Genomic DNA, 21489 nt, shown 5'->3' with positions numbered 1-21489 from the left:
CTTACTTGTAGAAATAATTGAACTTCATCAAAAAAAATGTTATGCTATCAATAATAAACTTAGTAAAATGTCTTTACTAGATAAAAAAATTATTTGTAAAATTTCAATTGCTAAGAAATTTTTTAAAGTGCCTATTTATAGGTTCTTTTTTAGTTATAAAGAGAGGTATATTATGTTAAAAATTGATAACTTATCATATTCATTCCCTGGAAAAGATTTATACAATAAGATTTCATTTACCCTAGAAGCTAATCAACATTGTGCTTTCATAGGAACAAATGGTAGTGGGAAAAGTACTCTAACAGATATGATAATAGACCCAGATAAATATATGTTTGATGGTACTTTAGAAGTAGCTCCAAACAGTAAAATTGGCTATGTAAGTCAATTTACACAATTAGATAAAACAAAAGAAATTACAGTTTTTGAATACATAGGAGAGCATTTTATTAAACTACAAGATGAAATAACTGCTATATGTACTGAAATGGAAACATCTTCAGATATTGAAACTTTACTTGAAAAATACCAAGAAGCTTTAGATGCTTTTAGTTTAGTTGGTGATGATAACTTTGAGAACACTATTGATAAAACATTAAATCTTGCGAATTTAAGCAGTTATAAAGATTTACTAATATCTGAACTTAGTGGTGGAGAATTTAAACTTATTCAAATAATTAGAGGACTATTAAACAGCCCTGATTTAATCATTATGGATGAACCAGATGTCTTCTTAGACTTTGAACACCTTAAAGCTCTTAAAGATTTAATTAATGCACATGAGGGAACAATGCTTGTTATCACTCATAATAGATATTTATTAAACCATTGTTTTGATAAGATTATTCACCTTGAAAATAAAGAATTACAAGAATTTGATGGAAACTATATAGATTATAATTTCTCATTACTTCAAACTAAAATTGAGCTTCAAGAAATGGCTGCGGCTGATGATGAAGAAATTGAGAGAAATGATGTTTTAATAGATAAACTTAGAGTTATCGCTACTGAAAATGCAGAATCTTTCAGAGGAAAAACTCTAAATGCTAGAGTTAAAGTTCAAGAAAGACTTGTAGCTCGTAGAATTAAAACTCCTTTTGTAGATATTAAAGAGCCAGAAGTTAATTTAGTTACAAACAACGTAATTGAAGATGGTATTGCTATAACAGTTACTGATTTTAATGTTGCCTTTGATGAAGTTTTATTAGAAGAGGTTAATTTTGAAATTAACTCAACTGATAAGATTGCAATTATTGGACCAAACGGTACAGGAAAAACAACTTTACTTCAAGAAATCTTTAAAAATGATAATGAATCTATCAAGATGGCTGATGATGTTAAAATGGCTTACTTATCTCAGCTTCAAGATGTAACACTTAAAGGTTCTAATACAATGTATGATGAATTCTTCAACTCTAACTTTAGAAGTTATGATGATATTAAATCATACCTTTTAAAATATGGTTTTGAAGGTGAAATACTTGACCAAAAAATAGAATCTTTATCAGGTGGAGAAAGAAACATGCTTCAACTTGCTAAAGTTGCTGCTACACCATCAACTGTATTACTTCTGGATGAGCCAACAAGTCATTTAGATACTTATTCACAAATAGCACTAGAGAAAGCTGTTAAAAACTATGAAGGTGCTGTTCTAATGATTTCTCATGACTTCTACACAGTAGTAAACTGCATGGATTATGTTTTAATCATTGATGATAAGAAAATCAGAAAAATGAAAATGAAAAAATTCAAGCAAAAAATCTATGCTAATCACTTTAGTAAAGATTACTTAGAACTTGAGCAAAGTAAAAAATTACTTGAAACAAAAATAGAAGCAGCTCTACAAGATAAGAATTTTGAACTTGCAAAAGAACTATCTTTAGAATTGGAACCAATAATTAAATCATTATAAAATTATTATTCCATACAGAGATTATTAAATGTCTGTATGGAATTTTTTATTTTAGATTAAATATAAATTCAATCTTCAAATACTATTCAAATTTTCAGTTCAATATAAATCCAAGGTAATATATGTATTTAATGTTTTTTAATACTATAAATTTATATTTTTCAATAAATTCTTTAATTGGACTCCTACTCTAACTCCTTATATAATCTAGCTAATTAAAGGAGTTGATTTAAATGATATTTAATAAATTTATGAATTACTATGCACTAGCTTTGCTTCTTTTTGTAACAGTAGTTTTAATACAATATAGCAGAACTGTCTATATTGCAAAAAAAGATAAAAACACTAGAATTTTATATTTAAATACTAAAAATATGATGATTATTAATCTTGTTATTGTATCATTGCTTTATACTTTTGCATTGATTTTAATTGTATTGGATTTTCTTGGGGAAACAAATAATTCTACCTATCTATTCTTAGGATTAATTCCATTATTGATTGTTTATAATAATGTCGCAATCATAAATACCGATACTATCAGAGTTTATTTCTCAAGAAAAATTAAAATTGAAAATATTAAAAACTTAGAACTTAAAGAAAATAAGCGTGGTAAAAAGATTTTAGTTATTTATACTTCAAAATATGATACTATAACTGTTAGAGGAAATTGTGAAAAGAACTTAATAGCTTTTTATAATTATCTGAATAATGTTAAAACATTAGCTAACTAAGGAGGAAATAACTTTGAATTTTAAAAACAAAAGATTGATTGCTAATCTAATTAGCTTTCTAATATTTATTACATTAATTATTGTAATTTATGCTGTATTCGGACATGATAACAAATATTTAAATAATATGTTCTATACAATACCAGCTGTTATTATCTATGGTATTATATCTAATGTTCTAATTAATAAAATTGCAGGTCCTGCAACTAATAATAGATCTAAATAAAATAAGAGAGAAGCTATCATTTTTTTGATAGCTTCTCTTTTAGTTTCTTTATCAGTTTATTTATTTTACATATTAAATCACACTTTTTTTAAAACAATTAATTTTATAACTAATATAACTCAAATTTAAGTATAATAATTTTTTATTATTTTTTATACTAATATATCTATTTTATATTATAACCTTTTTAATATTATTTCAAGATGCAATTATAGTTTTTTTAGGTTTAATGTTATAATTAACTATAAATATTCTTAGTTTAAATAAACAAATAAAGATAAATAGTAAGTTTTACTAAACTTACTATTAGGAGAAATACACGATGAATAAGAAAAAAATTTCAGCTCTAATTATAGGAGCTATAATTGTTATTGTGGGAATTGGTCTAATTGCCTATATGAATAAAAACCCAAATATAATTAAGCCAGAAACAACTTCAATCGCATCAGTTAATCATACAAAAAAAGATGGAAAAATATTTAACTTTGATGTTATTACTCCAAAGAGTAAATATATTAATGTCAGAAATGCAATTTCAAATGTAGTTTTAGTTGATACTTTAAAAGGATACCCAAATTTAGATAATCCAAGAGCAATTAATGCTGTAAAAGATATTGTAACAAACATACCTGATTCATTACTTGATAAGTGGACTCATAATGGTAAATACCCTATTGTAAAGACATCTACTAAAAATGACGCTAATAGCAGATTTTTACACCTATATAATGATGCTAGAACAACACTTGCATACTTTACTTTTAATGACTCTATGGGGCAAGTTGCATCACAAGCTGATAATCCTATAACAATATTATCAACTACTATATCTAATCTTAAAAATAGTCTTGCCGTTCTTGTAGCTAAGGATATTATAAAACAATATCCAAACTTTAATGAAAATACAGTAAAAGAAGCTTCCTTAAAAGCTATTAATTCATTTCCTGTGGCTGACTTATATATTTGGAATGATAATTCTCTTAAATCAGATAATCTAGATAATCTAGATAAAAAACCTGAAAATAATTTGATAGTTCCAGTTAATATAAATAATCAAACAATAGATTTACATCTATCTTCAGAAGCTATTACAACAGCCTGTGGAACTTATGATCCAAACTTTTTTAATATTAAACAATAAAATATACTTTTCCATTTCAAAACCCTTTTTTTGTAATATTTTAGATATTTATATGACTCTGTTTTTTAGTTTAAATCTATATAATTGATTTTAACAGGAGGAAATAAATATGAAATTAGAATTTAAAAGTAGAAAAAAAAATATGCGAAAAAATATGATAAAGTACTTAACAGTAAAAGATGGGGAGGTTAGTTTTTCAAAGAAACTTACTTTGTCTGTAGCTCTAATTTTCAAAACCTTTTTCATGAAAAATATAGTAAAAACAATAGAACTTACAAATGACTTGATTATTTTTTCAAATGATAAGTTAGGGGTAATTGAAATTAGATATGACCAAATACAAAATATACTTATAGATGAAGATGATATTATTGTTTTAAATAGTGTTATGGGATTTTTAATTCCTAGCTATGCATTTAATAATAGTCTAGAAAGAGATTCTTTTATTAGTATTTTAAAGAATAATTATGAATGGTCACAAAAAAAGGCAAGCTCAACTAATAAAGAAGATAATTCACCTATATATGAAGATATCAATTCAACTACTATTAAGCCTACTATTATTGACCTTAACAAACAAGATACTCAAGATAGCTTTTCTTGTAAACTTCCAAAATATCTATATATAAAATATAAATATCAAGAAATTACAAGGTCAATTACAAAGAATAGGCATTCTAAAATTAAATTTATTATACTAATTGCACTATCTTTAATCTCTCTTATAGGACAACAAGTATATAATCTTGGTGGCTTAACACAAATACTTAATACATTTTTATCAATCTCTCTTCCACTTATATGGATACTAGGAATTGCATTTATGTTTATAATACCTAATATTAAATTAAGAAAAAAACTTGAAAGAAGATTTAATAAGAATAGTATAGAATACAATTTAAAGATTAATGACCTTGGTATTATTTTAAATGATGGATATGAAGAAAATCAAATATTATTTACTAAGATGACTCATATAAAAATAATGTTAAAAAGTATTTATATTGCAGTTACCGATAGTCCAAACCTTATTATTATTCCAAAAGAACTATTTGAAAAAGAAACTGATAAGGGAAGTGTTTTCTATCAAATAAAAGAAAATATTATGCATCCAAATAGAGTTTCAAAAGCTAGAAAGAGCTCTGGTAGACTTACTGTGGTTATAATAGTTTTAGCAATTATCTGCTTTAATACACAAATTTTAACTTATAATTTTATTAGTACATTTACCCCTAATTATTATCATACAATTTCTGCTAATAGAGTTGTAAGAATGATAAGTAATATAGGTAGTGAACTTGGTAGTAGACCTGTAAATAGTAGTGTTAATAATAATTCACAAAACACTAATTTAAGTAATGATCCAAATGGAGCTTTAACAAAACCAAATGCTATTAGTGATTTTGTTGGTGGACTACAATTTGTAGTTTCACCACAATCAAACTCTATTTTCCATAATATATCAAATACTTTTGATAAATATAAACTTAATGCCTTTATAAAAGAAACTGGTGGTAACACTGGGATTTCTTATAACTATGGTAGCATTCCTTATATACAAACTGTTTATAGCTATCTCCAATTAGCAGATAGTCAAATGTTAAATAGAAATATGGAGCAAGCTCAAAGAAGTATAAAACTTGCTATAGCCTACTCTAACTTAATGAATGGCATACTTCCAAGTACAATAATTGCACAAAATGCTGTTATGTCTATACAAGCTGCTTATTATATGATAAAGCAAGGAAATAATGGTTATAGTATGTATTCATATTTAAGTGCCCAAATTCCAAGTAACAGTATTCTATCAATTATAGGTAATGCTAATTTTAATATAAATATTAATGGTGTAAATAAACATCCTAATCAAATATTTACAAGTGGAATAGAATATAATAACCAAACTCACAAATTCTTTAAAACTGTATTCTTAGGATATCAAGATACAGCAAATTATAAAATATTAAAAGTTTATACTAATGGAAATGTAGAAACTATCAACATTACAACTCCAGAAAAAATAGCGCAAATAGAAAAAGTTAATAAAACTAATTAGTTTTATTTAATACAAGAAATCCCTAAAAGCACTAAAGTTTTTAGGGATTTTTTGGTATTAAACTTTAGACTAATTATTTTTGTTATAATAAAATTAGTAGCTATGAGTATATGTTTTATTTTTAAAAATATATATAAAGTTAATTATCTACTGTTAAAGGAGATTTTATGAAAAAAACAATAGGAATATTTGCTCATGTTGATGGTGGTAAAACAACATTTTCAGAGAGTTTATTATATAATACAAACGCAATAAAAAATAAAGGTCGAGTTGATCACAAAGACACCTTTTTAGATAGCCATTCTATAGAAAAAGAAAGAGGAATTACTATTTTTTCTGATATAGGAATTTTTGATTATAAAGAAGATAAATACTTTTTAATTGATACCCCAGGACATGTAGACTTCTCTCCCGAGATGGAAAGGTCTATTAGTGTTCTTGACTATGGAATACTTATTATAAGTGCTGTAGAAAAGGTACAAGGGCATACTATTACTATTTGGGAACTTTTAAAGAAATATAATATCCCAACATTTATATTTATAAATAAGATTGATAGAACTAATGCTGATGTAGAAGAATCTTTAACTTCTTTAAAATATGAATTAACACAAGATATTATCTATCTTGAATCAACTGCTTTAAGTGATGAAGCTATTGAAATTATTGCCGAAAAAGATGATGAACTTTTAGAATTATATCTTGAGGGTGAATTTAATGAAACTCTTTGGAATCAAAAACTAAAAGAACTTATAAAAAATAGAGAAATATTCCCTGTCTTTAAAGGTGCAGCTCTTTTAGATGAGGGTATCAAAGAATTCTTTGATGCTTTTCATAGTTTAACTTATACAACAGAAACTATAGGAGATTTTAAAGGTAGGGTTTTTAAAATAAGATATGATGAAAAAGGTAATAGGCTAACATTTATAAAAGCACTTTCAGGTCAGATTAAAACTAAAGATGAAATTGATATAATTATAAACGGTACTACTGTAAAGGAAAAAATAAATGAACTCAGAGTTTACAATGGTGCAAAGTTCAAATTATCTGATAGTGCAAGCTGTGGAGATATTTTTGCAGTTGTAGGAATAAATACTCTAAAAGCTGGTGATTCTATTGGCTTTGATAAAAAACTAAATATAATAACCCACCCTACTCTGAATGTAAAAGTTATTTATGATGAAAAACTAAACCCTAATGAAGTCTTTAAAATATTTAGAATTTTAGAAAGTGAGGATAATAGTTTAAATGTCATTTGGAATGAAGATATAAAAGAACTTTCTATAAGTATTATGGGAAAAGTTCAATTAGAGGTTCTAGAAGAAATTTTAAGAGATAGATTTAACTTAAAGGTTGAATTTGCACCCCCTAGGGTTTTATATAAAGAAACTATTGAGAATGCTGTTATAGGCTACGGTCACTTTGAACCACTTGGTCATTATAGTGAAGTTCATTTAAAGCTTGAGGAGGCTCCTAGCGGTTCTGGTATAATATTTGAAAATAAATGTCATGCAGATGATATGACTACTGGTAATCAAAACTTAATTAAAACTCATATCTTTGAGAAAGAACATAAAGGAGTTTTAACTAGAAGTCCTATAACTGATATGAAAATTACTCTTCTAACTGGTAGGGCACATAATAAACATACAAGTGGTGGAGATTTTAGAGAAGCTACTAAAAGAGCTTTAAGACAAGGACTTGAAGAAGCTACAGTAAAACTTTTAGAACCTTATTATAGCTTTAGCATAACAACTACTACAGATAATCTTGGAAGAATTTTAGCAGATGTTCAAAAACTTAAAGGTACATTTGAAGCACCTGAAAATTTAAATACAGATATAATTAGAATTAAAGGCAGAGGACCTGTTAAAACATTTATGGAATATCCTTTAGAATTTGTTAGCTTTACAAAAGGTAAAGGAAACCTTAATTTAACTTTTGATAGTTATGATTTTTGTCATAACACACAGGAAGTTATTGAAGAAATTGCTTATGATAAAAATGCTGATATAGAATATACAAGCACATCTATATTCTGTTCTAAAGGTCAAGCATATCTAGTAGAATCTGATAACGCAAAAGCTGCTATGCACTGTACTATAAAAGATTTATAACATAAAAGAACAAGCTATGTTTTTTGCATGGCTTGTTTCCTTTTCTATTTTTATTTGACTTAAACCTAAATATTTATAAAAATCAATGCTAAATCCAACCCACCAAATAATATAGAACTTACTAATAAATTCTTCTGATTTTCATTGGTAAAATAATTATACGCAAAGTATATAATAGGAATCATAAATATAAATGCAACCTTAGGTACTGTACCATCCACTATGCCCCCTGAAAAATGAATACCAATTTCTCGTGGTAAAACCATCCAAAAAGCTACATTTATAAGTACCATTACAAGCGTTAGTACAACTCTATTTTTTCCCTTATTCTCTAAATATTTCATATTTATCACCTCAATTTCAATCTTATCACAAAATCCTTTTACTTTTTATATACCAATTCACCATAATAGACTATAATTAAGACTTAAGTCTATAAAAAATTGGAGATTGATTATATGAGTAATGAACTAAATATTTTAAAAACTATAAATTTTGATAACTTTAAATGTACAGCTGATAAATGTAAATTTACTTGTTGTTCTGGCTGGGATGTTAGCATAGATGATGCTACACATGAGAAATGGAAATCTGATAATAGTGCTAGTTATATTTTAGATAACATAACATTTAGAGATTCTGATGATGAGTCAGGATATTTTGTAAATAAAGAAACTTCTACACCTTGTCCTTTCTTAGATAGCAAAGGATTGTGTGAAATTGTAAAATCTCATGGTGAAAATTATTTATCTAACACATGTCATAGCTTCCCAAGAATAGAAAATACTTTTGATGAAACTACAGAACTTTCACTTTCTTGTGCTTGTCCTGAAGTTGTTGAAATTTTATCTGCATTAACAGGTAAGATAAGTATCCCCTCTTCATCAGATAGTGACTTATTACAACTACAAGTTAGAAAAACTTTAATTGATACTATAAGTAATGATGAACTTGATTTAAACTACAAACTAATGATAGTCTATGAAATGTTATTAAAACTTTTAGATATGGATGAATTATCAGAAGAAGCTATCACAAAAGTTTTAAAACAATATAATGATGCGTCATATATCAAAGATGTAGCATCTGATTACAAAGCAACAAAATTTGATATAGCTGATTCAATTGAAGAATTTAATACATTCTTCCTAGATATCACAGAAAACTATAAAGAAGTATCTGGATTAAAACTCTCTTTAACTGATATTGTAAACTTTGCAGAAAATACAGATTCAAAAACTCTTTCTACAAATTGGAATGAGTTTAAAGAATTATTAAAAGAACATAATACACTTATTGAAAACTGTATTATATCAAAGGTTATAAGTAATTGTACAAGTGATGATATAGAAGATATGACAAACGCTATGCAAATGATTATCCTTGATTACCTTCTTACTAGATATGCTTTATTCCTAAAGTATTGTGAAGGTAAAAATAAGACAATAGATATTATTGATGTTAAAGATTATATAGTAGTATTCTCAAGAATTATTGGTAATAATACTGATGCTGTAGCACAATTCCTTGAAGAATCATTCGATGATTATATTTTAGAGCTTGGCTATTTAAGTTTTATATCTTTATACTAATTTTTTATATTGATAAATTCTCAAGTTAACTACAATACTTCCTCAAAGAATACTTAGATAGGTTTTTTCCAATTCAAGTATATCTAAATAAATTCTGTACTAAAAAAGATTTATAATCTATAATTTACTATTATTGAATAAAAAAAGCTAATTTTGGTTCAATACCAAAATTAGCTTTTCTCTAACTACTTTTTTATTAAAGTTCCCTTTAGATAGGGTCGGTTTTATTTTTAGTAGCTTATTTCTTTTTATATTATCATTTGAAATTCATTTCTGAATATATACTTATATTATTTCACATTATCTGAATTAAGAATATTTGCATATATAGTACTTAATTCAGAAATATTATTATTTAATACCTCACTTACTCTAACTGCTGACTCTCTATCATTTTTTTCATTTTTACTACTATTTTTTGAAGCTTCATTTGCTTTTATCTCATCTTTTATTCCATTAGTTATATTTTTTTGCATAGTAACAATACAATCACTATATCGATTATTCATTCCATAAACATCTTTTACTTCTCTTGTATTGTTATATACTTGAAGCTCTTTTTGTAGCACTTCAAGTTGCTTAGTTGTTAACTTATTACTTACTACTTGATTCATTATTCCGTAGTATGTTAGTGCATCTTGATAATATAAGTCTGTTAACTTACTATATTTATCTAATGTTTTTTTAGGATCATTAAGTTTTATCTCCTGAATATTTAATGTATCAAACATAGGGCTCACTAAATTATTTGGATACTTCCCATTTATAAGATAACTATCAATATTCTCTTGTACTTTAGTTCCATTAGCTTTATAGTTTTTTAAATCACTTGAAATTTTTTCATTAGCTGTTTGTGTTTTAGAACTACTACTTTCTTTATAATTTTTATTATCTGAATTAAGAATATTTGCATATGCAGTATTTAATCCCTCCATATGATACATTACTCCCTGCCAACATCCAGCTGCACATTCTAAATAATAACTTCGATTTTCACTATCATTTTTAGAATTTTGAGCTTTCATCTGATATTGTATCATTGTATATATATCACCTTGTATTTTACTAATATACTTATTATATTCTTTATTTATTCCATAAATATTTTGCGCATCTCTTTCATTATTATATATTTGAAGCTCTCTTTGTGAATCCCTTAGTTCCTTATCTGTTGGATTAGGAATTAATACTTGACCTACTATACCATTATATGTTTCTATATCTTGATAATATAAATCTGTTAATTTATTATATTTTGCTAATGTTTTTTTAGGATTATTAAGTTTTATCTCTTTAGTATTTAATAAGGGATGTACATCATCATTTTTTATACTATTTAATGATTTTCCATTTACAAGATGATTATAAATCACAGCTTGTACTTTAGCTCCCTTATCTTTATATTTTTCTAAATTACTTGAAATCTTTTTATTAGTTACTTGAGATTCAGTCTTAGAACTACTACTTTCTTTATAATTTTTATTATCTGAATTAAGAACATTTGCATATGCATTATTTAATTTTATCATGTCACCCTGTAGTGTCTGGCCTTCTCCACTAGCACACATCCAATAATATCTTTGTCTTTCACGGTCTTTTTTAGGAATTTGATTAGCCTTTACCCTATCTTGTATTGCTTGAGATACATCTTCTTGCATCTTAGCAATAGCATTACTATATTTAGTATTCATTCCATAGACATCTTGTACATCTCTTGTACTATTATATGCTTGAAGCTCTTTTTGTAAGTTGTTAAGTTCTTTAGTTGTTAAGTTATTATTTAGTACTTCACTCATTATTCCAAAATATGTTGTCATATCTTGATAATATAAATCTGAAAGCTTATTATATTTTGCTAATGTCTTTTTAGGATTATTAAGTTTTATCTCTTTAGTATTCAACATTGAATATATAATCTCATTTTTTATGCTATCTAATGATTTTCCATTTACAAGGTGATTATAAATCACACCTTGTAATTTATTTGCTTTAATTTTATAATTTTTAAAATCACTTAAAAACTTTGCATTAACTGGTTTAGTTTCAACTTTAGAATTACTATTAGTAATCTTCTTACCTATATTTATATTTGGTTTTACATTTGGTTTTATATTTGGTTTTACATTTGGTTTTACATTTGGTTTTATATTTGGTTTTATATTTGGTTTTATATTTGGTTTTAAGTTAATATTTTCATTTACCTTAACTTGAGCTTGATTTACATTTGTATTTTCAGATGTTATATCAGTTTTATTAGCTAGCTCTGCTACATATTCACTAAATATAAAGCCTGTTTTTTCTCCCACAGATACTTTATACCATTGTCCTGTTTTTCCTATTATATTTATAGAAGTATGATTTGTTAATCCCTCTATAACAACTCCAGACATTGATGGACTTTTTCTAAGATTTACATTACTGCTAACATTGATAATCTTACCTAACTTATTCATAGACATAATATTATCCATACTAGCATTTTGTATCTTAAGCATATTTTCATTGGCTATATATCCTGTTTCACCTGTTTCTTTAACGTTTATAAGAGATCTATTCTCATTAGTTTTAGAAATATGCAACATTTCTCCAACTGATACATATCCAATGATATTACCCGCCTCATTTGTAATATTAAGATTTCCATTTCCATTTATAACGCATGCATCTTTTGTAGTTTGTCTATCACTTAATAATACTATATTCTTCGCTCCTGTATTACTAACTGAAAAAGTTGTTGCTGTTACAGCTGTCATCATAACCCCTGACATTATAAGTGCTATTAATTTGTTTTGTTTCATGATACTTCTCCTTAGTTTTAAATTAGTAAATTGTTTGTTATATTATAATTATTACCAAATAAATATAACATTTTTAAATTTTAACACCAACATTGTTTTTTCACCTTTTCATTAACCTTTATTTAGTTTATTTAACAAATATATCTACATATTTGATTATTTCCATCAAATATGTAGATATTAACCATTTACTTTAAAATACTTGTATTTTTTTCTTGAATTTAATTATTTTTCTATCTTGAAATCCATTAAATATTCTTTAAAACTCCCCATCCATACCATGTCAAAAGTACTCTATAAATATCTAAAAAATGATAGTCTAAATTTCAATAAATTCTTATATGGTTTTTCATATATGCTAAAAGACCCTGTTCTACTATTGAGAACAGGGCCTTCTATATTTAAAAGTATTTTTTGATTTTTATAAGTTTTGATACTTATATATATATCTAATTTTCTTTATTTCTTCTTATTCATTACCAATTTTAAGAGATTTCCCACCAAAGTGTTTTTCCATATACTCTTCATTGATAATACTTGTACCAACTGCTGGTAATAACTGCTCTAGTTCTTCTACCTTACTAGTTATAAAATCTGCATCTTTATTATTGCTTGTTATGTTATAAAGAATAGAGAAAACTGCACCTGATTGTACATGTTTTATTATATCGTTCTCATTTATTCCAATTTCAGTTCTAATATTTCTATATACACGATTTAATCCATATATTGATATATCATTTCTTACTGCTTTAGCTAAACTTTCTTTAGGGTGTCTATAAGTAGTAGATATAGGTGCATGTGTATTCATTAAGTTTATGTATCTATCGATATCTGGTATTACCCCAACTAACTTACTTCTTCTAATAGTAATATCTTTAACATTAGCACTTCTAAACATTGTAGCAAAGTAAGATCTTATCATCTTATCATATTCTACCTCACCCATAAATTCTAATAGATTTTTTCCTAGTCCTTTAAGATTATCACAAAGTGGTGTTCTTTCTTCCTTTGGAATTTCACAATCAAGGCACTTATATACTATTACATCTCTTTGTCTAAGACGATTCATTTTAAGATGCTTAGTTAACTCTGCCTCTGAGTAAAACTCTTCTCCACTAGCTTTATCAGTAAAAGTTTCATCTACATAATAAAGTTCTTCTTCTATTGCACCTACTTTATCACCTGCAAATACTCCTTGTTTAAACTCTAATTCAGATAATTTAATATATTCCTCTGTTGTCTCAAATCTTTTCTTTAACATATGTAATCATTCCTTTTCTACTTTTATAATATACCTTATTATAAAGCATATCATTTATAAATGGAAATAAGCTATTAAAATATAAAATTACTTTCACATTATAATAGCTCATTATTTTCTAAAGATTATTATCTTTTATTGTTTTCTTATAATAACTTGTATGTGTATAAATCTCTTCTTTTAACGGATTCTTTTTATACTTCTTCATTGTATAAAGCATATAAGCAAATACCCCTATATTAAATATAAGTGATGCAATACTTAGTCCCATCCACATAGATTCTTTAAACACAGGAACTATCTGAAATAGTTCATTTTGTTGGAAATCAAATGATAAAGTGAACATTGCATATAAAGCTAATATTTGTGCTCTATGTTGAAGCCAAGCTCCTCTTTTAAATACAAACTCTGCAATCAGCGCTGCTAGTAATATAGCTACTCCTGCATACATGGCTCTTGTTGAAACACAATTATAAACATATGCCATATTCCAAATTGTATATCCCATTATATACATCCATGTCATATCAGGCCATATCATATCTTTTGTCTTATCATTAGATACTCTAATTTTCATAAATCCTGTTAATGTTATAATACATAAAATACCTGCTATTGCATTCATTATGTTCCAAGGTCCTCCTAGAACTACAAGATTTGCAGAATCTACTGTAATTTCTTTATACTGCATAAATACTTCAATTTCTTTATAAACTGCCTCTGAAATATTTATAGCAAGAATTGCTAATGGAAATATAATTGCAAACTTATTTTCTCCAAGCTTTGTGAATCTTATAAGCATAAATCCATAAATACCAAGCAGTGCTGATATTACTTTAACCCAACCAAACCATGTTTTTGATGATGGAGCATCTAATACTCCTGTAAATATTAATATTGCAAGTGTCACTGGTAACACACAGTATGCCAAAATTGACAATACTTTAGACCTTCTTGTAGCTTCATTAATTACTAAGCATATAGCTATAAATGCTATAACTGCTAGTATACTTCCTATTGTATAATTTTCAAAAAACATTCCCATTTAAAATACCCCTTTATATCTTAATAAGCTATTATTTCTTTTATATTAAATTCCTGTCCTGATATTAAATCATATTTCTCACCATTACAGTTTGGGCATATTTTTCTATGTTCTATAACCCCATAGATATTATTGCATTCTCTACACCTTGCATCTGCTGGAAGGACTATGATTTCAAGTTTTGTATCCTCATATGGTGTCTCATCTACAGCTGCTGGATAACATTCTTCAATAAATCTTGGGATTGACTGAGATAATTCACCTACCTCAAGTACAATTTTATCAACCTTTGTAATATTATTTTCTTTTGAAAATCTATCTACAATATTAATAACTTCATATACTATTCCTATTTCATGCATATTGAATCCCCTTTATTTCTTTTATAACTCTTGAATACTAACTCCTACCTTTTAATATGTAGGAGTTATTTAATTTCACTTATATATACTTATAATTATCTAGTTTTCTCAAAAGGATTTGCTTTATTTATAGCTATTTTAACTTTTCTTTTAATTGTATTTTTGATTACCTCTTTTGGTAATTTTTCAATTTCAAATCCTTTAACATCATGAACTCTTTCAAGCTTAATTGCATCAAATTTACATTTTAATGTACAAGCTCCACAACCAACACATAGGTACTCATCTGCTTTTGTAGCACCACACCCTAAACATCTTGCTGTTTCTTTCTTGATTTGCTCTTCTGTTAAAGTACCTCTTAAATCTTTGAAAGTTGTCTTTGCTTTCTTGCCATCAACATGATTTATTTTTTGTCTAGGACTTCCATCAAATCCTTCTATTTGTGCTAAACTTTCCTTATCAAACATTTTGTAATCGTGATTATCTCTACCAAATACTAATGATTGACCATTTTGTACAAATCTATGAATTGAAATAGCTGCTTCTTTACCAGCTGCAATAGCATCAATTGCAAATCTTGGGCCACTTGCCACATCGCCACCTGCAAAAATATCTTCTTTTGAAGTTTGTAAAGTAATTTTATCAACTTCTATAGTTCCTCTTGGCGCTATTTTAACAGCTTCTCCTTCTAAAAGATTTCCATAATTAAATGTTTGACCTACTGATAATAATACATAATCACATTCAACAATTTTTATATCATTCTCATCGAACTTTGGATTAAATCTTCCTGTTTCATCTATTATTGATAAGCAACGCTTGAATTCAACTCCAACAACTTTATTATTTTCTCTAACAATTCTTGTTGGTCCCCAAGAGTTATTTACACTTATCTCTTCGTCTATTGCCTCAGTCACTTCTTCAATATGAGCTGGCATCTTTTCTCTTGCTTCTAAACAGAATATATCTGTTTTAGATACTTTTTCTAATCTTCCAGCAGTTCTTGCTACATCAATGGCAACATTTCCACCACCGATTACAATGACTTTACCCTCTACCTCAGTTTTTTCTCCAAGATTTACAGTTCTAAGGAAATCTACTCCACTAATTACTTCACTTGCATTTTCTCCATCTATACCAAGCATTCTACCTGCATGAGCTCCAATAGCAATATAAAAAGCATTGAATCCTTTTTTTCTAAGTTCTTTTATTGTTAAGTCTTTTCCTACTTCAATACCAGTTTCAAACTTAACTCCCATTTCTTTTAATATAGCAATTTCTGCTTCTATTATATTTTTCTCAAGTCTATATGATGGAATTCCAAGAGTTAACATACCACCAAGTTTCTTTTGCTTTTCATATACAGTTACATCATATCCATCTATAGCTAAATCATAAGCACAAGTAAGTCCTGATGGACCTCCTCCAATAATAGCAATTTTCTTATCACTATAATTATGTCTCTTTTTTGGAATAAATCTTGTTGATTCATGTAAATCTTTTTCAGCTATGAATTTTTTGATATCATCTACAGCTACAGCCTCATCTATATCTCCACGAGTACAATCTTCCTCACATAATCTTGGACAAATACGACCACATACTGCTGGAAGTGGATTATGTTTTTTAATTAACTCTAAAGCTTCTGTATATCTACCTTGAGATGCAAGCTTTACATATCCTTGTACTGGAATATGAGCTGGACATTTTGTAATACATGGTGCTGTACCTGAATCTAAAGTATTTTTTCTATTAGTTCTATAATCATTATTCCATTTATCCTGTGTCCACTCTGTATTATGAGGAATAACTTTAACAAATTTCTCATCTATTTCTTTAGTAGAACATAATTTTTGCCCAAGTCTTAGTGCATTTGTTGGACATACATCCACACATTCTCCACAAGCAACACATTTACTTTCATCTACTACTGATTTATAATTTGACCTTACAATATCATTATTTACATATTGATTAGCAAGTCTCATTGCATAACAACCACATCCACAGCAATTACAAATTGCATGAGTGTGACCTGGTTTATCTAAATTTGGTATAGAATGCATTAATCCATTATCTTCAGCAGTTTTTATAATATCAAATGCTTCTTCCTTACTTATTTTTCTTCCACGCCCTGTTTTTATATAATACTCAGCAGCATGTCCAAGTTGGATACACATATCTTCTTTTAAATGCCCACAACCTTCTCCCATTGACTCACGAGAAGTTCTACATGAACAATCAGATACTGAGAATACATCAGAATCATTTATATGCCCTACAAGCTCTTCATAAGATGCTCTTCTTGCATTTCCATCAATAGAACTTTGTATTGGAATTACACGCATTGGTCCTCCTCCAATAGGCATAACTCCTGCTGCCATAGGTCCTTTTTTATTACCAAAGTAATAGAATGCTTCTCCAAGTTCTGGATACTTTGCTACCATTTCTTTATTATTAACAATCATCTCTAAATGTCCTGGCACAAAAATGTCTTGCCAATACATATCTACTCCATTTATTGTATTAACAAAAGCAACACCAACCCAAGCTATATGCTCAAGTGCTTCTTTAACTTTTTCATAGACTTCCCCTGATGATTTAGCAACATCTTTAGCACTTACTTTTTCACGAAATTTTAAATGCATTGCAATTTTTGCTTGATATTCATTCAGTATTGGTGCTAAAGCATAATACTCTGGTCCAAATGGAATTGCAGACCTTGCCCCACCAGCTTTTGTTCTTCCAATCTTATTAGCTAAATCAAGTATTTCTTGTCTATACTCTCTACCATCAACATCTGCCCATGTTAGTGCAAATCTAAATTTATTTTCTTCCCTAAAATTTGTTTTCACATCTTTATTTGCCATTTTTTAAATTCCCCCTTTTATCTCTTTTCTTAACCAATCTGCCCAAACTTCAGTCCCCTTGCCTGTCTTTGCTGAAATTGGTATTATAATAACATCTTTATTTAATTTTCTTACTCTCTCTTCAAGTAATTCCATATTAAAATCAAAATATTCCATAACATCTATTTTATTAACAATAAGAACATCAACTTTCCCAAATATTTTAGGATACTTTAATGGCTTATCATCTCCCTCTGGGACACTTAATATAGCTATGTTTTTCATAGCCCCTGTATCATATCCAACTGGACAAATAAGATTCCCTATATTCTCTAAGAACACTAAATCTAATTCTTCAACTCCAAGTTCATCAATTCCTTGTTTTGTCATTGTTGCATCTAAATGACACAGCCCACCTGTATGTAATTGAATTGCTTTCGCTCCTGCATCTTCCACAGTTTTTGCATCTACATCTGAATCAATATCTGCTTCCATTACACCAATTTTCATTTCATTTTTTAAAGTCTTAATAGTATTTACAAGTGTTGTAGTCTTTCCACTACCTGGAGATGACATAATATTAATTAAAAATACCCCTTGCTGCTTTAGCTCATCTCTAGTAACCTGTGCAACCTTTGCATTATCTTCATGTAATCCCTTTTTTATTGTAAACACTTTATATTCATTCATGTTACCCCTCCTAAAACCTTAATTTAGATTGATTATAGCAACTTGTTTTTATTTTAACAATCTCATTTTCTTTTGGTTTTTTTCTTTATAAATACTTTAGGAAAGTATTTACACTTTAAATACCCTTAAACTACAGGTATTCAGCTTATCAATCGATTACATACATCAATTAACTGTAAACATTAATATAAGGTAAATTTTTCTTTATTTTCTTTATTTTTCTTGCCAAAATTCTTTTAACATTATAAACTATTTAAGTAATTGTTTACTTAAACTTATATACTAGGGGGAGTTTTTTATAGATAAAGATTTTAAATTCAAAATCATTTCTGAGGGTTTACATACTGGTGTAAGTTCTACTTGCAGCAAATATAATATTTCAAGAACTCTTTATTATCGTTGGCTAAATAGATATAAATCTAATGGTATTGATGGGTTAGATACTATAAAAAAAGATTTTGTTCCTATTAATAAAATTAATGCACAAATAGAAGCATCTTTGCTAAATCTTATAAAACAATATCCAAGCTATGGTCCTAAATATTTAAAATGTATCTTTGATGAGCTTGGCTATAATATAAGTGAATCTGCTATATATAACATTATGAAAAGAAATAATCTTACTAAAAAAGAACTACGCATTAAATTTGCTAAAAAACAAGAAAAGCAAGTATCCATACCTCTTCCCCCACTATCTGAACTAAATAGCGGTGAATGTTGGCTATTTTGGATAACAGATTATGGAGTACATAAAAATATAGGCTCTATCTATGAATACACTTTATATGATTTTAAAAGCAGGATAACCTGTTCAAGACTATATAAAGAAATAGACTTTAATAATTTTGAAGATATTTTAACCTCAACTGCTATGCCAGTTGCAAAAACACTTAATCTAAAGGTTAATTATTTATGCCTTTTTGATAATGATAAAATATTTAATAAATCAAAAAAGACCTTTAACTCTAAAATTAATAAAATAACTTCAGATAATGGCTTTGACTTTAAAGTACATATTTTACTTGATGATAATATAGATATTTCCATAATTAATAATCTTAGAAAGAAATATACAGAATGTTGTTTATCATTTTTAATACCTTTAATTAATGATAATTTATCTTTTAAAGAACTTAAGCTCAAATTCCAAACTTATCTTAGAGATTATAATATTAACTGCACATCTAAATTTGGTAATGAAAATCTCACACCTGTTGATTACCATAATAAAATAACTAATAATAAAACTATTTTACCTATGTTTGCTTATCTAAATAGAGAATATTAAAAAAGGGGGGCTTAGACATGAAAGTTGCTGTAATTGGTGGTGGATTTAGTGGTATGCTTGCATCTTACTTGCTTGAGAAAGAAGGAATAAATGTAACTGTTTATGAGAAAGAAGAACGTATTGGAGGGCATTGTAAAACTATCGAAAGTAAAAATATTTACACAGAACTTGGTACTGTATGCTCTTTCACAGGAGAAATTAAAGAACTTTTAATTGACCTTCAAGTAGATTATACAGAACGTTTTATATATAGAAACTTTGTTGATGAAAATTATCATCAAGTAGAACATATGCTTCGAGAGGATATTATTCTACTAATAGATGAATTATCTAAACTAAGATTAATTTTAGAAGAATATACTCCTTATCTTAATGATATTAACTTTGGATATATTCCTGATGATTTAATGTTATCACTTAAAGACTTTCTTAAAAAATATGATTTTAAATTTATTTGCCAAGTTATTAAACCTTATCTATCATCTTTTGGTTTTGGAGATATAGATGATGTTCAAGCTTACTATGTATTTAAAGTCTTTAATAATGATATTTTAAATGCTTTTATTGGTGGTAAAAAATCATTATTTATTGATAAGGGAACTGAGGAACTTATAAAAAAACTTAGTCAAAGAATTTCTGATATAAGGTATTCACTTGAAGTTACTAATATTGAAGTAGTAAGTGATAAGGTTAAGGTAGACACTACTTTTAGCTCTGACCTTTTTGATAAAGTCCTTATTACAACTAAATTGCCTGAGAATATTATAAAAAACAAATTATATAATCAGTTAATGAAAAAATTGATACTAATCCTTTTGTTGCCTGTGCTTACGAAGTTACTAACAAAGATTTAGTTACAACTTACTACAAACATAACCTAGGAATAAAAAACAAAGTTCAATTTTTCTATGTGACAAAGCAAAATGATAGAACAATTTTAGTAGCTTATGCTTATGGGCATATTGAAAAAGATTTAGTAGATAGTATAACAAAAGATATTACAAAACTTGGAATAAATATTAAGCAATTAATCACAGTAAAGCAATGGTACATATTCCCACATCTAAAATCTCATAACCTAACACAATCATTTTATAAAGAGATTAATGATAATACAAAAATAAGTAATATTTGCTTAATTGGATCATTAGTGTCTAAACCAGCTATTGATACTTTGTATTTGTCTGTTAAAAGCTCTGTAAATGATATAATCGCTCATCATAAAAATATAAATTAATCTCTTTAAGCTAAAGAAAATAACCTTAGATAAATTCATTATCTAAGGTTATTTTTATATTATCATGCAATTTAAAGGAAATTAATCCATTTCAAATATTTTTACTTTCTTTTATAAGTCTTCTAGTGAAATACCCACCACTTAGCCTAAAGACTTGAAGTCGGGGCTTCGTATAATC

General features: G+C 27.1%; 17 protein-coding genes and 1 pseudogene. 11 read left to right on the top strand and 7 right to left on the bottom strand.

Annotated features, from left to right (window positions below; all coding sequences use genetic code 11):
* Positions 1–172 precede the first annotated feature (172 nt).
* The 6 genes from Q0V24_RS13295 (at position 173) to Q0V24_RS13270 (ending at position 8186) form a co-directional block, all read left to right on the top strand.
* Entirely contained in the window at positions 173–1912 is a 1740-nt protein-coding gene (locus Q0V24_RS13295; RefSeq protein WP_297522281.1) for an ATP-binding cassette domain-containing protein, read from the top strand.
* 233 nt (positions 1913–2145) lie between these two features.
* Complete coding sequence (locus tag Q0V24_RS13290; RefSeq protein WP_297522280.1) at positions 2146–2646, top strand: hypothetical protein; 501 nt, start codon at positions 2146–2148, stop codon at positions 2644–2646.
* Positions 2647–2659: 13 nt separating this feature from the next.
* A complete protein-coding gene (locus tag Q0V24_RS13285; protein ID WP_297522279.1) occupies positions 2660–2872 on the top strand; it encodes a hypothetical protein in 213 nt (70 codons plus the stop codon).
* A 322-nt stretch (positions 2873–3194) separates the two neighbouring features.
* Positions 3195–4013 (top strand): hypothetical protein, encoded by an 819-nt coding sequence (locus Q0V24_RS13280; protein WP_297522278.1) that lies wholly within the window; start codon positions 3195–3197, stop codon positions 4011–4013.
* 109 nt (positions 4014–4122) lie between these two features.
* Complete coding sequence (locus tag Q0V24_RS13275; RefSeq protein ID WP_297522277.1) at positions 4123–6069, top strand: hypothetical protein; 1947 nt, start codon at positions 4123–4125, stop codon at positions 6067–6069.
* Positions 6070–6236: 167 nt separating this feature from the next.
* A complete protein-coding gene (locus Q0V24_RS13270) occupies positions 6237–8186 on the top strand; it encodes a TetM/TetW/TetO/TetS family tetracycline resistance ribosomal protection protein (RefSeq protein ID WP_297522276.1) in 1950 nt (649 codons plus the stop codon).
* Positions 8187–8251: 65 nt separating this feature from the next.
* Here the strand turns inward: Q0V24_RS13270 and Q0V24_RS13265 are convergent, their stop codons facing one another.
* On the bottom strand, positions 8252–8530 hold the full coding sequence (locus tag Q0V24_RS13265) for a DUF1648 domain-containing protein (RefSeq protein WP_297522275.1): 279 nt from the start codon (positions 8528–8530) through the stop codon (positions 8252–8254).
* 114 nt (positions 8531–8644) lie between these two features.
* On the opposite strand from Q0V24_RS13265, the gene fliB reads away from it, so the two are divergent.
* Positions 8645–9778 carry a flagellin lysine-N-methylase gene (gene fliB / locus Q0V24_RS13260; protein ID WP_297522274.1) on the top strand — a complete coding sequence of 378 codons (1134 nt, stop codon included), beginning with the start codon at positions 8645–8647 and terminating at the stop codon, positions 9776–9778.
* Between the two features lie 290 nt (positions 9779–10068).
* Here fliB and Q0V24_RS13255 read toward each other — a convergent pair whose 3' ends face one another.
* The 6 genes from Q0V24_RS13255 to hypB form a co-directional block, all read right to left on the bottom strand.
* Entirely contained in the window at positions 10069–12576 is a 2508-nt protein-coding gene (locus Q0V24_RS13255) for an SH3 domain-containing protein (RefSeq protein WP_297522273.1), read from the bottom strand.
* A gap of 469 nt (positions 12577–13045) precedes the next feature.
* On the bottom strand, positions 13046–13840 hold the full coding sequence (locus Q0V24_RS13250) for a hypothetical protein (RefSeq protein WP_297522272.1): 795 nt from the start codon (positions 13838–13840) through the stop codon (positions 13046–13048).
* A 118-nt stretch (positions 13841–13958) separates the two neighbouring features.
* Entirely contained in the window at positions 13959–14885 is a 927-nt protein-coding gene (locus tag Q0V24_RS13245; protein WP_297522271.1) for a DUF5692 family protein, read from the bottom strand.
* A gap of 20 nt (positions 14886–14905) precedes the next feature.
* Positions 14906–15247, bottom strand: coding sequence for a hydrogenase maturation nickel metallochaperone HypA (locus Q0V24_RS13240; RefSeq protein ID WP_297522270.1), 342 nt, complete (start codon positions 15245–15247; stop codon positions 14906–14908).
* A gap of 95 nt (positions 15248–15342) precedes the next feature.
* Positions 15343–18117: an FAD-dependent oxidoreductase gene (locus Q0V24_RS13235; RefSeq protein ID WP_297522269.1), complete on the bottom strand. Its 2775-nt coding sequence runs from the start codon at positions 18115–18117 to the stop codon at positions 15343–15345.
* Positions 18118–18120: 3 nt separating this feature from the next.
* Entirely contained in the window at positions 18121–18786 is a 666-nt protein-coding gene (gene hypB, locus Q0V24_RS13230) for a hydrogenase nickel incorporation protein HypB (RefSeq protein ID WP_297522268.1), read from the bottom strand.
* Between the two features lie 298 nt (positions 18787–19084).
* Here hypB and Q0V24_RS17130 point away from each other — a divergent pair.
* From Q0V24_RS17130 to Q0V24_RS13215, 4 genes and pseudogenes are all read left to right on the top strand, one after another.
* A pseudogene (locus Q0V24_RS17130) lies at positions 19085–19219 on the top strand (helix-turn-helix domain-containing protein); the annotation flags it as partial.
* A 171-nt stretch (positions 19220–19390) separates the two neighbouring features.
* Positions 19391–20074: a hypothetical protein gene (locus tag Q0V24_RS13225; RefSeq protein WP_297522266.1), complete on the top strand. Its 684-nt coding sequence runs from the start codon at positions 19391–19393 to the stop codon at positions 20072–20074.
* Positions 20075–20091: 17 nt separating this feature from the next.
* Positions 20092–20928 carry an FAD-dependent oxidoreductase gene (locus tag Q0V24_RS13220; protein WP_297522264.1) on the top strand — a complete coding sequence of 279 codons (837 nt, stop codon included), beginning with the start codon at positions 20092–20094 and terminating at the stop codon, positions 20926–20928.
* Between the two features lie 56 nt (positions 20929–20984).
* Positions 20985–21311 (top strand): hypothetical protein, encoded by a 327-nt coding sequence (locus Q0V24_RS13215; RefSeq protein WP_297522262.1) that lies wholly within the window; start codon positions 20985–20987, stop codon positions 21309–21311.
* The last annotated feature ends 178 nt before the right edge of the window (positions 21312–21489 follow it).

The organism is uncultured Clostridium sp. (genome assembly GCF_947039605.1).
Classification (GTDB): Bacteria; Bacillota; Clostridia; order Clostridiales; family Clostridiaceae; genus Sarcina.
Note: the sequence above shows the minus strand (reverse complement) of the source record. Positions and strands in the feature narration are given on the sequence as shown.